This is a genomic window from Paenibacillus sp. FSL P4-0081 (assembly GCF_000758565.1).
Classification (GTDB): Bacteria; Bacillota; Bacilli; order Paenibacillales; family Paenibacillaceae; genus Paenibacillus_AQ; species Paenibacillus_AQ phytohabitans.
Genome location: NZ_CP009280.1, coordinates 1,784,315 through 1,798,291 on the forward strand (window position 1 = coordinate 1,784,315; position 13,977 = coordinate 1,798,291).

A 13,977-nucleotide genomic window follows, 5' to 3' on the forward strand; every position below is an offset into this window, starting at 1 on the left:
TCATAAGAGGGTGGAATTCCGGAGATTCAGGAGATTCAGGAGATTCAGAGAGACGAGAGGGGGAGAGAGTGATGAAGCGCTACGAAGATTTGTCGCCGTCCTTGCGGTGTATTATGACTCCGGGACCGGTAGAGGTTGATCCGCGTGTGCTGCGGGCCATGTCTTATCCGGTACTGGGTCAATTCGATCCCGAGTTTACAGATATTATGAACGAGACGATGGAGATGCTCCGGGAGCTGTTTGCCACAGGCAATAAGTGGGCCTATCCGGTGGACGGTACATCACGCTCCGGGATTGAAGCGGTAATGGTCAGTCTGATTGCTCCGGGAGACCGGGTGCTGATTCCGGTCTTCGGACGGTTTGGACATCTGCTGCATGAGATTGCCGAGCGCTGCGGTGCTGAGGTGTTCACTATAGAGCAGACCTGGGGCAGCGTGTTTCCGCCGGAGGATGTGATCGCGGCGATCCGCAGCTTCAAGCCGGATGTGGTGGCGATTGTCCACGGGGAGACCTCTACGGGACGTGTGCAGCCGCTGGCCGAGATCGGGCGGGCGTGCCGTGAGCAGGATGCCCTGCTGATTGTGGACGCGGTGGCGACCATTGGCGGGGTGCCTGTGGAGACGGATGCCTGGATGCTTGATGCCGTGGTCGGTGGAACGCAGAAATGTCTGTCTGTCCCTTCGGGCATGTCCCCGGTCACCTATAACGAGCGTGCCGAAGCAAAGCTGCTGAAGCGCAAACAGGTGGAGCGGGGGCTTAGAACCGGCGGCGATGAGGCAAGCGAGCTGCCGGTTGTCCGCAGCAACTACTTTGACCTCGGCATGCTGCAGGACTACTGGAGTCCCCAGCGGTTGAATCACCACACGGAGATGACCTCCATGCTGTACGCATTGCGTGAGGGGCTGCGGCTGGTGCTGGAAGAAGGGCTGGAGGCCCGTCATGCCCGTCATAAGCATCATGAGCGAGCCCTTGTAGCTGGCCTGACCGCAATGGGTCTGGAGCTGTACGGTGATCCGGAGAGCAAGCTGACGGTAGTCACCTGTGTGCTGATTCCGGAGGGAGTGGACGGGGAAGCGGTGCGTTTCATGCTGCTGAACCATTTCGGGATAGAGATTGCCAGCTCGTTCGGTCCGTTAAAAGGCCAGATCTGGCGCATCGGCACGATGGGCTTCAGCTGCCGGGAGAATAATGTGCTGCGTCTGCTTGGAGCACTGGAGGCGGCGCTTGTACGCCACGGATTCTCCGTTCCGGCCGGCCAGGGCGTTCAGGCGGCACTTGACGTATACGAGTCAAAAGTAAGATAATCATAAAAATGCGCTAAGTGGTGAAAGGTAAGCAGCACAAGTTGCGATCCGGAGCAGCCGGACGGCTTGTATTTTAGCTAAGTACCTCTGTATAAGCATCGTTAAGCTCCGCTTAGATTAGCAGTCAGGTCTATCCTCCTGGCGGTAGTTCAAACAACGGCTTGCGACCCGTGAGGGGCGTCAGGGCCGTTTTTGCTAAATAGAATATAAATATAGGAAATCATTAACCGGAAGGGAGTGTGTATTATGACTTATACAAGAAAACCACTCGCGGACTGCGTGCCCGGGCTTGTGGCTACAGCCCGCGGCGACCAGCTGGCGACACTGGTGATTACTGGCGGCAAACTGGTCAATGTATGCTCCGGAGAGATTCTGGAGGGTATGTCTGTAGCAGTACAGGGTGGACGCATTGCCTACGTTGGCAAGGATGTCTCGCATACGATCGGTGAGGGGACACAGATCATTGATGCGGCGGGCAAATACATTGCCCCGGGTCTGCTTGACGGGCACTGTCACATCGAGAGTACACAGTTGACGGCGACTGAGTTTGCCCGTGCAGTGCTGCCTATGGGCACGACCGGCGGATTCTTTGATGCCCATGAGATCGCCAATGTATTCGGGCTGAAGGGCATTAAGCTGATGCTGGATGAGATGCGTGAAACTCCGCTGGCGGCTTATATGCAGGTTGCCTCCTGCGTGCCTTCAGCAGGAGCGGAATTCGAAACGACCGGCGCATCGATCGGACCGGAGGAAGTAGCCGAGGCTTTTACCTGGGGCGAGGATGTCATTGCGCTGGGCGAAGTGATGAATTTCCCAGGCGTGGTGTACGGCGATGAGAAAATGCTCGGGGAAATTCAGGCGACCCTGCGTGCGGGGCGCTATGTGGACGGTCATTTCACCTGGCCGGCGGATGACTGGAGACTCCCGGTCTATGCCGCCGCAGGAGTAACCGGCGATCATGAGTGTGTGACGGCGGAGGATGTAATCGAACGCGTCCGTCTTGGGATGTATGCCAAAATGCGCCGCGGCTCCGCCTGGCATGATGTGGCGAAGACCATCACCGCGCACACCGAGCATGGGCTCGACCCGCGCCGGATGATGCTGGTGACCGACGACCGCAGCTCAGAATCGCTGCGGGATGAAGGTCATATGGATTTTGTCGTGCGGCACGCCATCTCCCAGGGCCTTAAGCCAGTCACGGCTTTTCAAATGGCAACGATCAATACCGCCGAACGGTTCGGGGTAGCCCGTGATATCGGCTCAATTACTCCGGGCTCCTGTGCAGATATCATTCTGCTGGACGGAAATCTGGCTGATGTTCATGTTGTCATGACGATTGCGGCCGGAGTGGTCGTAGCGGAGAACGGGATCATGACCGCTGAGCTGAGTCCGTACACCTACCCGGAGGAAGTGCTGGCTTCCGTGCATCTGCTGCAGCCTCCGACTCCGGAGGACTTCGTGATCCATGCGCCAATTGCTGAAGGTACTCTGGCCACACGGGTCATCAAAGTGATCGAGAATCATGTGGAGACCGGGGAATTGATCATCAATCTGCCGGTGGCTGAGTCCAGGCTGCTGGTTCAGGAGGGCTTGTGCAAAATCGCCGTCCTGGAGCGGCATAAGGGAACCGGCAACAAATCGGTTGGTGTGGTTGAGGGGATCGGCTTCCATGAGCCTGCTGCGATTGCCATGACTGTAGCCCATGACAGCCATAATGTGCTGGTCATCGGTAATGATGATAACCTCATGGCTAAAGCTGCGGGTGCAGTAGCTGAAGCTCAGGGCGGTGTTGCGGTTATTACCGCTTCCGGAACAACTCTGTTCCCGCTGGCAATTGCCGGACTGATGTCGGCAGAGCCGTTCGAGATTGCGGCAGCCCAGTCTGCGGCCATCAGCAAAGCGCTGTATGATGCAGGCTGCACATTGAATTATGCTTTTATGACCTTGTCGCTGCTTGCACTGGCTGTCATTCCGACGTTGCGGATCTCGGATAAAGGGCTGGTGCGGATTTCGCCGGAAGAGGGGATTCAGCTGGTTCCATTGTTTGTGAGCTAAATCCTGCGATCAGAAGCCGGCAAAAGTCTTGCCGGATCATACAGACATCACCGAAAAGGGATGCTGCCCGCTCATTACAGAGCCTGGGCAGGATCTCTTTTTTGCATGTGATTTCTCTTGTCAGAATAGCCTTTACTGCTAAAATAATGACATTAATCCGGTGCGGGGCATATAATTAACCATTTCATCACAATTAGAAACATATTTTTTTAAAATTTTAATGAAAAACATTAACAAATTGTGAGAAATAGTCGATAATACTTTTAAATTAGTTAAAATTATTGTCGAATCGTGTATTTGCGGAAAAATACTGAAAGTCCAAATATAAGGAACGGGGTGTATGAGATGATGAGATTAGAAACACAGGACATCGTGAATATCACCAAGAAGCAAATTACCGGTATTTTTAAAATGGAGCCGGTGGAACTGAGATTTGTCAACGACTTTCAGGGTGAGCAGTATCTCTTGACCAATGATAAGCTGCATCTCAGCAACCAGCATTATTGGGCCAAAGTAATGGATTGTGTCTTCGACAGTCATGTCAGACCTGTATTGATGTGCGAGGTGCTCTACTTCCTGCGGAATGAGTTTCTGGAGAGTGATATCAAGCTGAAGTTTTCATATGACTTTGCGGATGGGGCAGATGGGTCAGCGGTTGCTACTGCTGAAATCAGCTTCAATGATTCGCCGGAGCTGCAGCCGGGAGAGATTGCCGAATTGATTGATTTTGCGTTGACATTGCAGGATAAACAGTGGTTCGAGGAACTGACTGCCAAATATAAACAGCTGACCGCTTAAATTTATGCGGAAGGATAAGCTGACTGAATACAATTCATAAGATAAAGCCGTCCGGGCCGCAGGGAAAGTTAGCCTGCGGACCAGGCGGCTTTTCTGTTGTATAGGAAATGATGATATTCGTCTGTTGGGGGGACTTAAAGGGATAAATCCCTCTGATTCCGCCGAAAGTGGGCGGTTGGGTGAAATTAAAGGGATAAATCCCTCTGATTCCGCCGAAAGTGGGCGGTAGGGTGAAATTAAAGGGATAAATCCCTCTAATTCCACTGTATGCTGCCCAAAGGAAGAAATGAGGGGCATTAGTGCTCTTGATTTCACCGGATGCTGCCCAAAGGAGGAAATGAGGAGCAAAAGTGCCCCTGACTCCGCCGGATGCTGCCCAAAGGAGGAAATGAGGAGCAATAGTGCCCCTGACTCCGCCGGATGCTGCCCAAGAGGTAGTCTGAATGGAGCAATGCGAAGCGGCTTTTAATCTGTATAAGCTGCTCAGGCAGTATAAACTTGCACAGGCCGCATAAGCTCCGGCTTGATTCACCCGTTAGGGTGGTTTTTTCTTTAAATATAGAAGGAAGTATGTTTACGCCATACTTTATCCTTATATTTCCCGCTGGAACGGAAGCCTTCCCTCAAAGGACGGCATAGCCGCTTCCTCTTAGGTAATGAACGTCTCCGGAGTGGATGATTCCGCAGCTTCTGCAGCTGGGAACCAGCCTAACGCTGTGCGGTTCACCATCCGGGCGAGGAAGTCTATCCATTCCGGGTGGTCATTCAAGCAGGGGGCGACAGTTAAATTCTCAGCTGTTCCACCGCCTGAAGCGAAGAGTTCCCGGCCTTCTACAGCCAGCTCATGCAGCGTTTCCAGGCAGTCGGTTACAAGCCCCGGGGAGAAAATCATAGGCCTCCGGATTCCGCGTCCGCTGAGCTCTTTGAGCGTATCAGCAGTAGAAGGGCCGACCCATTTCTCGGGTCCGAAGCGGGATTGGAAGGAAATCTGCCAGCGTTCCGGTGCCCAATTCATAGCCTCTGCAAGCAGGCGGCCGGTCTCATGGCATTGCTGCGGATACGGATCCCCAGTCTCGGCATAACGGCGGGGAATTCCATGGAAGGACAGAATATAGTAATCCGGTTCTTCGTCCAGCTCGCCAAGCTTCCGGAGCAGCAGCGACTTCATCGCCGAGATATAGTCCGGCGCATCATGATAGGCTTCTATGAAGCGCAGAGCCGGCACGAAACGTTTGGAGACCTGCCCTGAGCGGCTATGCCGCCCCAGTGCGGCATAGCTTGCAGCTTCATAGACCGACGCAGTTGTGGTCGAGGAATACTGCGGGAACAGCGGCAGTACAATGATCCGTGTAATACCTGCAGCCTCCAGCTTGCGGAAGGCTTGCTGCATGCTTGGCTCACTATAGGCAAGACCTAATTCCACTTGGTAGCGGCTGCCAAGCAGTGACTGCAGCGCAGTCTGCTGAGCCCTGGAGTGGACGAGCAGCGGGGAACCTTCCTTCATCCAGATCTCCTGATACAGCTTCGCAGACCGGCGCGGCCGGGTGCGAAGGATGATGCCGCGCAGCAGAGGCTGCCAGAGCAGCGGATGATAATCAATGATTCTGCGGTCAGACAAAAAGCGCTTAAGATATGGACGAACCGCCTTGGCGCTTGGCGCGTCAGGTGTTCCGATCTGAGCAAGAATAACTCCTACGGGAGGCTGATTCATGAGCAGCAGCGGCTCCTTTCCATGAACATGACATCGTTTAAAAATATCACATATAGAGGCAGAGTTACTATGTGTTGTATCACATTATTATCATATGACGGTGTAAATGGGAGAATTTGAGAGTTAGAAGAATTGTAGTTTTGAAGTTAATTGCGAAATAGTGATGTTTCTTATAGGGTGTGTGATTTTATATACAGAGAAAAGTGTTTCAATTTTGATACCATCAAGCCAGAAATTACCGATAGCAGCCTGAAATCATCTTATGTGAATTTATTCACCTTTTTATGTGAATTGTTTCACCTTTTAAAAGATTGTATAAATGGATGCATCTTTTTTGCACACGGGATGGGTCGCGCAGGAACGGGAAAGGGGGGATGACCTCTTATGAAGAGTCAGGGTACTCTTTGTAAGAAGGAATGGAATGAACGGGAGAAACGGTTTACAAGAGCTACATACTACTGGGGATATAATAAAGGAGAATACGCATTTGAAAAAACTAATTGCTTTGACTGTAAGCGCAGCCTTGCTGCTCGCGCCAATCGCCTACACGATTAACGCACCGGCCTTGAACCTGAAGGTGGATGCGGTTTCAGCAGCTTCGGAAGAAGCTCCGGCAGCTACTGCTAAACCAGCTCCTAAACCGACTGCCAAACCAGCTCCTAAACCGACTGCAAAGCCTGCAGCAACACCTAAAGCTACTGCTAAACCGGCAGCAACACCTAAAGCAACCGCAAAGCCTGCAGCAACACCTAAAGCAACTGCTAAACCGGCAGCAACCGCTGCACCTGCAGCATCCGCCAAAGCATCTGCTAAACCAGCAGCAACAGTTAAGCCAGCTGCTACAGCTAAGCCTGTTGAAACAGCAGCACCGGTTACTGTTAAAGAAGCCGTGTATCAAGACGGAGTCTATGTAGCCTATGGCGATGCTTACTCCAAAGGTACTGAAGGCGCTAAAGTTACAATCAAAGACGGCAAAATTGCCGACATCGAGCTGCTGAGAACCAGCCCAAAAATTATCGACCGTAACGCCCGTGATAATTACAGCGGCGTATGGGTGGCATACGGTCTGATGAAAGACAGACTGATCGGCAAAACAAGAGACGGCGCAGCAGCTGTTGATGCTGTATCCGGAGCAACCCGCTCCAGCAACGGCTGGAAATTGTCGGTTGACAGAGCGTTCGAAAGATCGCTGCAGGATAAACCGGCTGATGCTACTTATTTCGCCGGCGACCACATGGGTGTAGACCCTGAAGCCAAATACGCTGTATTCGCAAGCTATGATGCGAACAAGCTGACTGCAGTTAAGCTGTATCCGCTGACTGCAACTGGAGATTTCGCAGATGAGAAGACTTATACTGCTGAACAAACTGCAGCGATTGCAGCAATTACACCAGTGCTGTTGGCCAATGGTTCTGCGGCTAAGCCTGTAGCCGGCTTCGAAGCTGAATCCAAAGCTGCCATCAACGCATTCTGGGATGCTGAACAAAATGCCAGCATCAACAACACTTCCGCTTATGTGGACGGATTCTACTCTTCCTACGGTACAGCAAGAAGCGTAGGCGTTGAGAGAGCTGATGTTGTAATCCGTAACGGCAAGCTGGTTGATGTGAAATTGTTCAGACTTGGCACTAACCTGATTGACAGAGGCGCAACTGCTTATGCTGAAGTAGTGAAAGCTAATGCTCCTATGACTGCTAAATTGCTTGCTAACGGTTCTTATATCGCTAATTATGATGAGAAGGTAGACGGAATTTCCGGCGCTACTGAGAGCAGCCACGGCTGGAACCAGGCAGTAGAAAGAGCTTTCGAGAAGGCTCTGAAGGTTTCGCCAGAAGGTAAATACTTCGACGGAAAATTTGCCGGAGTGGATAACCAGTCTAAAGCTCTTCTGCTGGTAGATGTTGCTGACGATCAAGTAACAGCTATCAAACTGAGCATGTTCGGTACAGACGGCAAGATTATTGCTGACGATAAGCGTACGGATGCACAGAAATCCCTTGTGGATCAACTGACAGCCGGATTGCTTGCAAACGGCGTGGACACTGCTGATATCGCTGGCCAGGAAGCTGTATCTGCTGCAGCAAAGGCAGCCCTGACTGATGCCCTGACCAATGCTTCCAAAGTACAAGGCACTTATAAAGACGGCACGTTCACCGCTTACGGTGACGCTTATGACAAGGGTACAAACAAAGCTGACGTTACCCTGCGTAACGGCAAGATCGTAAATGTTGCTCTTTCCCGTGTAGGAATGAACATGGTAGACCTGGGTAAAGCCGCTTACGCTGAAGTTCAAAAAGCAATTCCGGTGCTGACAGCTAACTTCCTGGCTGCAGGCACAAGAGAAGGTGTAGCACAAGTAGATGCTGTATCCGGCGCTACCAGCAGCAGCAATGCACTTAAAGCTGCCGTTGACAGAGCTTACGGTAAAGCTGAAGTTGTTGAAACCGAAAAGGCCGCATATTTCGACGGGATCTTCATCGGTGCCAGTGCTGACAAATCCGTAAATGTAATGGTTACTACTAAGTTCAATGTTCCAGTAACTATGGTTGTTTACTACCTTGATGATAAAGGTAAAGTAAGATACAACCTGACGGAAGACGAATTGCTCGTGAAATACGAAATCGAGAATACTTCTAACGGCAAAGGACTGCACAAGTACGGATACCGTGCTGCAGCATTCGGAACGAATGATGCTCAGAAAGCAATCTCTGCCAAAGCTATTGAAGCTATCAAAGCAGCACTTGAAGCAGCTGGCAAATAATTGAATCTAACCACAAAGGGGCGTCCTCGACCATGCAAATGGTTGGGGGCATCCCTTTTTTATTTTTGCACGAACGGGCTGCAAGGGGGGATGGACATAATTAAGAATGGATATCGTATAGTAATTTAAAGGGATTTCGGATGTGAATGTCTAAACTTTAATATACACCGCAGGTTCAAAGCCTGTAAGTAATAGGAGGCTCTTCATGACATTAATTAAACAGCTATCCCCACAGGATGAATTCACCGGCTTCTATCTGCTTAGGGAACTGGTGCTCAAACAGACAAACGGTACTCCTCCAAAGGATTATTTTGATATTGTACTTGGTGATTCCAGCGGCCAGCTGTCGGCTAAATATTGGGATGTAAGTGTAACGGATAAAGAAACTTTTTTCCCGATGGCCCTGGTGAAGGTCCGCGGGATTGCCCATACTTACCGGGAGAAGCTGCAGGTCAAAATAACCAAAATCAGACTGGCGGATGAGTCCGATGGCGTGTCGCTTACCGAGTTCATCCGTTCAGCCCCTGTGCGTCCTGTGGATCTGATCCACGCGATTAAGAATGCAATGGCCAGTATAACCGACCAGGAGGTCGCATCGATCGTATCCTTCTGTGTAGGCAAGGTTGAAGAGAAGCTGATGCACTATCCTGCGGCCAAAACGCATCATCATGCTTATTTCGCCGGACTGGCTTATCATATGGTGCGGATGCTGGAGATCGGGGATTTCCTGTGCAAGCAGCGCCCGTTCCTGAATCCTGATCTTATGAGAGCGGGAATTATCCTCCACGATATTGCCAAACCGGAGGAAATGATCTCACAATTCGGCATAGTGTCGGATTATAGTGTGCAGGGCAAGCTGATCGGGCATATATCGATGGCGTCAAGCTGGATTACAGAGGCAGCAATCCGCACCGGCATTGATCTGGAGTCGGAGAAGGTATTGGCCCTGCAGCATCTGGTCCTATCACATCATAATCTGGGTGAATGGGGAAGTCCGGTGCAGCCGCAGACCGCAGAAGCAGTCGCTTTGCATCATATAGATGCCATGGACGCCAAGCTACAGATGGTGGAGGATGCTCTTGATACCACTCCGGAAACTGAGGAATGGACACCGTTCATCCGCGGGCTGGAGAATAAGGCAGTATACCGGATGAAAATTTGAGGCTGTGCTGTAACGCATAAGAGAATAACAAACACCCCCAAGCCACCATTGCGGCTTGGGGGTGTTTGTTCATGCCATAAGGGGCATGAATTCTATGATTTGCGGGCAGACGGAGGAATGCTGCCGGCTGTTCGTACTATTTCTGCTGTTTCTATTGTTGCGGCTGATTCAGCAGCAGACTCAGCCGCAGCTTCAGGAGGTTCCACCTCAAGACCATAATGATTACACAGGGCACGGAGTCCGCCCGGGAATCCCTCTCCAATGGCAACAAATCTCCATTTGTCCTTGTGCCTGTAGAACTCGCCTATGACTACTGCCGTCTCAAGGTTTAAGCCCAGGCCAAAGGGAAAAGAGGCCAGCCTGGTTCCCGTCTGGGAATCAATTAGTGAAGCGGAGGCGTTATTGATCTGGCCCGGGTTCTGGCCGGAAGCCTCCCCATAGAGTGTGAAGGTCAAAGCGATCCGCGTAATGGACGCAGGCAGCTTCGCCAGTTGAAGATGCAGATGTCCCGCGTTTGGAGCAGGCTTCGAGTAGAATACAGAACCGCTGGGGTCTTCCATGTTTCCATAGAAGACAAAATCCTGATCCTGTCCGCAGCGTCCTGTCTCTCGAAGCAGGAAAGCAGAGGTGTCCGGCTCCATGGCGGAAAGCGTTGAATCCCACTCCACAGACATGAGAATTCTCGAAGCACTGAGCTTACCGCCGATATCCACCCGCTGGCCTCTCACCAGCACGGGTACAGCTTGAACTTCAGGGGCAGACGGTGTTGCAGCCGGGAGACTTGCAGAAGAAGTCAGACGCTGAGTGGGTACGAGGGGAGCTCCGCGATCCGGTACAGCCGCGCTTACGGGAATTTCCGTCTTTGCTGCAGCAGTCTTCGGGGCCGCCGGTTTCTTGGCGGCTTTCTTGGGGGATGCCTTGAAGGCAGTATAACCGCCCGCATACATCGTGCCTGCCTGGTAGCCCTGGCTGCCGGCTAAGAGGAGGGGATCGAACTGCTGCCATTGCTCCATCAATTTCAATAGAATGAGTGCCGAAGCTCTGGCATCATCCAGCGCATCATGGTGCTTCAGCCTAATGCCGAAATGCTCGGAGACTACATTCAGTTTATGGGAGGGCAGCTCCTGAAGCATTTTTTTGCCCAGCAGGTAGGTACACATATATTTGAAATCCGGATAGCTGAATAACGAATCATCCAGGCAATAACGCAGAACACTCATATCGAAGGAAGCATTATGCGCAATCACAATCTCGCCTTGCAGCAGCGGTTCAATCGTGGGCCACAGCTCTGCGAAGGTAGGTTTGCCTTTAACCATTGAGGGCGTAATTCCGTGTATCGCGATATTCATTCCGTCGAACCTCTGCCGCGGGTCAATCAACCAGTCATATTCTGCGGTGACCACACCATTTCTAACCTGAACAAGCCCCAATGCGCAAGCGCTGGAGCGGCTGGAATTGGCTGTTTCAAAGTCTATTGCTGTAAAATCCATAGGTAAAGCCCCTTATCTATCATGTATAAGGTTCATATTAAAGGAGCGCAGAGAGAATTACAATCCAGCAGAATGTACAAAACGCAGCGGATATGGTATGCCTTATCTATGAACTGCTGGAATATGCTGCTATAACGGGGAGATGAGAGACTTGCAGCTGTTAAAAGGCCAAAAAGTAGATATCACCAAGGGAAAGGGCGTCCGTGATCTAACTATCCGGTTGCGCTGGAATACGGAGCATGCCGGAATCAGTGTGGATGCAGCAGCCTTTTTGTTGTCGGGGCAGAACCGGTGTGAACGGGACGAGGATTTTATATTTTACGGTAATCCGGTATCAAGGGATGGAACGGTAAGTCATACGGCAGAGGGGGAGAACGAGGAGAGCCTCTTGATTTCATTATCCGGAATTCCGGAGCAATATGCCCGGATTGCGGTGACGTTGACGATCTACGAGGGGGAGCAGCAGAATCTGCGGATGAAGGAGCTGTCCGGACTGCAGCTGTCACTGATGGACCACAAGAACGGTGAGGAATTATACCGGTTCGATTATGGAACGGATCTGTCCGACGAGACAGCAGTGGTGGCCGGGGAGCTGTACCGTCATCAGGGAGAGTGGAAATTCAGCGCGGTCGGCAGCGGTTTTAACGGAGGATTAGCTGCGCTCTGCAAGAGCTATGGGCTTGAGGTTGAACCGGAGGCAGGCAACGAAGCAGCAGCTACAGCCGAACTGGTGGAGAAGACGGAGACGATCGAGAAGGTATTGGAGAAGGCGGAGGGGGAGGTAGATGAAGTAGAGAAGGCGGAGAAAGTAGAGAAAGTAGAGAATGTAGAAAAGTCGGAGACCATCCTTCCGCAGACTGCACCGGCCGCCGATGTCAACGTCCTGTCATCCATAGATTTGCGCAAGAAAATTGTCGGGTTCACCCTGGTCAAAAAACAGCTGACCGATGTAAAAGCCAGAGTGGGAATTGTGCTGGACATCACCGGCTCCATGAGAAACCTCTATTCCAGCGGTATCGTGCAGGAAGTAGTGGAACGTATTCTGGCCGTAGCCTGTCAATTGGATGACAACGGTTCGCTGGATGTGTGGGTGTATGATACGGAATTCAGCAGGCTGCCGCCGGTAACGGAACGGGATCTCGGGAGCTATGTCTTCACTCATATTATGAACAACGATTCAATCCATAAGTTCGGACGCAACAATGAGCCGCCGGTGATGGAGGATGTGATTCGGAAATACACCCGCGAGGAGAAGGATACAACCCCGGTTTTCATTATCTTTATTAATGACGGGGGCGTAGTGAAGCCAACCAAAAAAGTAATTATGGCGTCTTCCTCGCTGCCGATCTTCTGGCAGTTTGTGGGGATCGGTGATTCTGATTTCGAGGTACTGAAGCAGCTCGACACGATGGGCGGAAGGCTGGTGGATAACGCAAACTTCATCCATCTGGACCGCATAGAAGAAGTGAACGACGAGCAGCTCTATGATCAGCTGTTGAATGAATTCCCGCAGTGGCTGAAGGCGGCGAAGGCGAAGCGGATTCTCTAGCAGCGAACACCAGTATGGCGTACGCCTGTATGGTGTTTACGCAGTATAGTGTTTATCTATAGCCGTCCTCACCTGTATGGAGCTCACACTGGATAGCGTTTATTCATAGCTATTTACCCGTATGGCGCTCACGCTGGATAGCGTTCATTCATAGCTATTCACCCGTATGGCGCTTACGCTGGATAGCGTTTATTTTAGCCGTATATACCACTTAGCGCTCACCAATATTACCTTCACACTGTATAGGCATTATTGTTGTACTTTTTACAACTTTATCTCGCAGATAGGTGGGCGTTCGGGAAGATTGTTGTATGAAATACAACAATCTTTCCCGCTAAGCGGCTTAGAGGAGGAGGAATGCTGTATTTTATACAACAATTTTGGATTAGGGCCGAGATTATGAGGAAAATGTTGTATTTTGTGCAGGATTTTTTAAATATCCCGGATTTCCATCATAATTAGCGGACTTGCATCATAATTTGATCCCCACCATAATCACTGGACTCCACTACTATCAGCGATTACATATCTGCGGCTAAAATAAACTAAACCTCCCCGCCTGGGCGGAGCTATAGGCTCTTGCTCAAATTAAAAGTCTGCCTGTCAGCGCCGCGCCTATCAGCCCCGCCGCCTATCAGCCCGCCGCCTATCAGCTAGGCCGCCCATCAGCGCTGCGGCCTATCAGCGCCGCGCCTATCAGCGCCGCGCCTATCAGCGCCGCGCCTATCAGCGCCGCGCCTATCAGCGCCGCGCCTGTCAGCGCCGCGCCTGTCAGCGCCGCGCCTGTCAGCGCCGCGCCTGTCAGCGCCGCGCCTGTCAGCGCCGCGCCTGTCAGCGCCGCGCCTGTCAGCGCCGCGCCTGTCAGCGCCGCGCCTGTCAGCGCCGCGCCTGTCAGCGCCCGCCCGCGCCTGTCAGCGCCGCGCCTGTCAGCGCCGCGCCTGTCAGCGCCGCGCCTGTCAGCGCCGCGCCTGTCAGCCCCGCCGCTTATCAGCCCCGCCGCCAATCAGCGCCGCTGTCTATCAGCCCCGCCGCCTATCAGCCCCGCCGCCAATCAGCCTCGCCGCCAATCAGCGCAGCTAAGTACTCCTGCTCGGGTTTTATCTTGCAGGCGGGTTTCTTTCAGCACAATCCCCGCATACTTTATCCT

Annotated in this window: 9 protein-coding genes; 6 read left to right on the plus strand and 3 right to left on the minus strand. The window is 52.0% G+C overall.

Annotation, left to right across the window (positions count from 1 at the left end; translation table 11 throughout):
* Positions 1-71 precede the first annotated feature (71 nt).
* The 3 genes from P40081_RS07735 (at position 72) to P40081_RS07745 (ending at position 4,157) form a co-directional block, all read left to right on the plus strand.
* The gene (locus P40081_RS07735) at positions 72-1,304 is read left to right on the plus strand and encodes a pyridoxal-phosphate-dependent aminotransferase family protein (RefSeq protein WP_042134523.1); all 1,233 of its coding nucleotides are present in this window, start codon (positions 72-74) and stop codon (positions 1,302-1,304) included.
* Between the two features lie 246 nt (positions 1,305-1,550).
* Positions 1,551-3,359, plus strand: a complete 1,809-nt coding sequence (locus tag P40081_RS07740; RefSeq protein WP_042134525.1) for an adenine deaminase — start codon at positions 1,551-1,553, stop codon at positions 3,357-3,359.
* Positions 3,360-3,704: 345 nt separating this feature from the next.
* The gene (locus tag P40081_RS07745; RefSeq protein ID WP_042134526.1) at positions 3,705-4,157 is read left to right on the plus strand and encodes an IDEAL domain-containing protein; all 453 of its coding nucleotides are present in this window, start codon (positions 3,705-3,707) and stop codon (positions 4,155-4,157) included.
* Between the two features lie 649 nt (positions 4,158-4,806).
* On the opposite strand, the gene hemH is transcribed toward P40081_RS07745, so the two are convergent.
* Complete coding sequence (hemH, locus tag P40081_RS07750; RefSeq protein ID WP_042134527.1) at positions 4,807-5,868, minus strand: ferrochelatase; 1,062 nt, start codon at positions 5,866-5,868, stop codon at positions 4,807-4,809.
* Between the two features lie 487 nt (positions 5,869-6,355).
* On the opposite strand from hemH, the gene P40081_RS07755 reads away from it, so the two are divergent.
* Together P40081_RS07755 and P40081_RS07760 are read left to right on the plus strand one after the other, a co-directional pair.
* Positions 6,356-8,629 (plus strand): FMN-binding protein, encoded by a 2,274-nt coding sequence (locus P40081_RS07755; RefSeq protein ID WP_042134528.1) that lies wholly within the window; start codon positions 6,356-6,358, stop codon positions 8,627-8,629.
* A 205-nt stretch (positions 8,630-8,834) separates the two neighbouring features.
* A complete protein-coding gene (locus P40081_RS07760; RefSeq protein WP_042134529.1) occupies positions 8,835-9,791 on the plus strand; it encodes a 3'-5' exoribonuclease YhaM family protein in 957 nt (318 codons plus the stop codon).
* A 92-nt stretch (positions 9,792-9,883) separates the two neighbouring features.
* On the opposite strand, the gene P40081_RS37325 is transcribed toward P40081_RS07760, so the two are convergent.
* Entirely contained in the window at positions 9,884-11,281 is a 1,398-nt protein-coding gene (locus P40081_RS37325; protein ID WP_081969868.1) for a TerD family protein, read from the minus strand.
* Positions 11,282-11,432: 151 nt separating this feature from the next.
* Here P40081_RS37325 and P40081_RS39905 point away from each other — a divergent pair, with 151 nt between their 5' ends.
* On the plus strand, positions 11,433-12,830 hold the full coding sequence (locus P40081_RS39905; RefSeq protein WP_442950222.1) for a VWA domain-containing protein: 1,398 nt from the start codon (positions 11,433-11,435) through the stop codon (positions 12,828-12,830).
* A gap of 649 nt (positions 12,831-13,479) precedes the next feature.
* Here the strand turns inward: P40081_RS39905 and P40081_RS07775 are convergent.
* On the minus strand, positions 13,480-13,833 hold the full coding sequence (locus P40081_RS07775) for a pentapeptide repeat-containing protein (protein WP_052421714.1): 354 nt from the start codon (positions 13,831-13,833) through the stop codon (positions 13,480-13,482).
* Positions 13,834-13,977 lie beyond the last annotated feature (144 nt).

Excerpts from the sequence above, each read along its gene's own strand:
- P40081_RS07735 (WP_042134523.1), top strand. The coding sequence starts at position 72 with ATGAAGCGCTACGAAGATTTGTCGCCGTCCTTGCGGTGTATTATGACT.
- P40081_RS07740 (WP_042134525.1), top strand. The coding sequence starts at position 1,551 with ATGACTTATACAAGAAAACCACTCGCGGACTGCGTGCCCGGGCTTGTG.
- P40081_RS07745 (WP_042134526.1), top strand. The coding sequence starts at position 3,705 with ATGATGAGATTAGAAACACAGGACATCGTGAATATCACCAAGAAGCAA.
- hemH (WP_042134527.1), bottom strand. The coding sequence starts at position 5,868 with ATGAATCAGCCTCCCGTAGGAGTTATTCTTGCTCAGATCGGAACACCT.
- P40081_RS07760 (WP_042134529.1), top strand. The coding sequence starts at position 8,835 with ATGACATTAATTAAACAGCTATCCCCACAGGATGAATTCACCGGCTTC.
- P40081_RS37325 (WP_081969868.1), bottom strand. The coding sequence starts at position 11,281 with ATGGATTTTACAGCAATAGACTTTGAAACAGCCAATTCCAGCCGCTCC.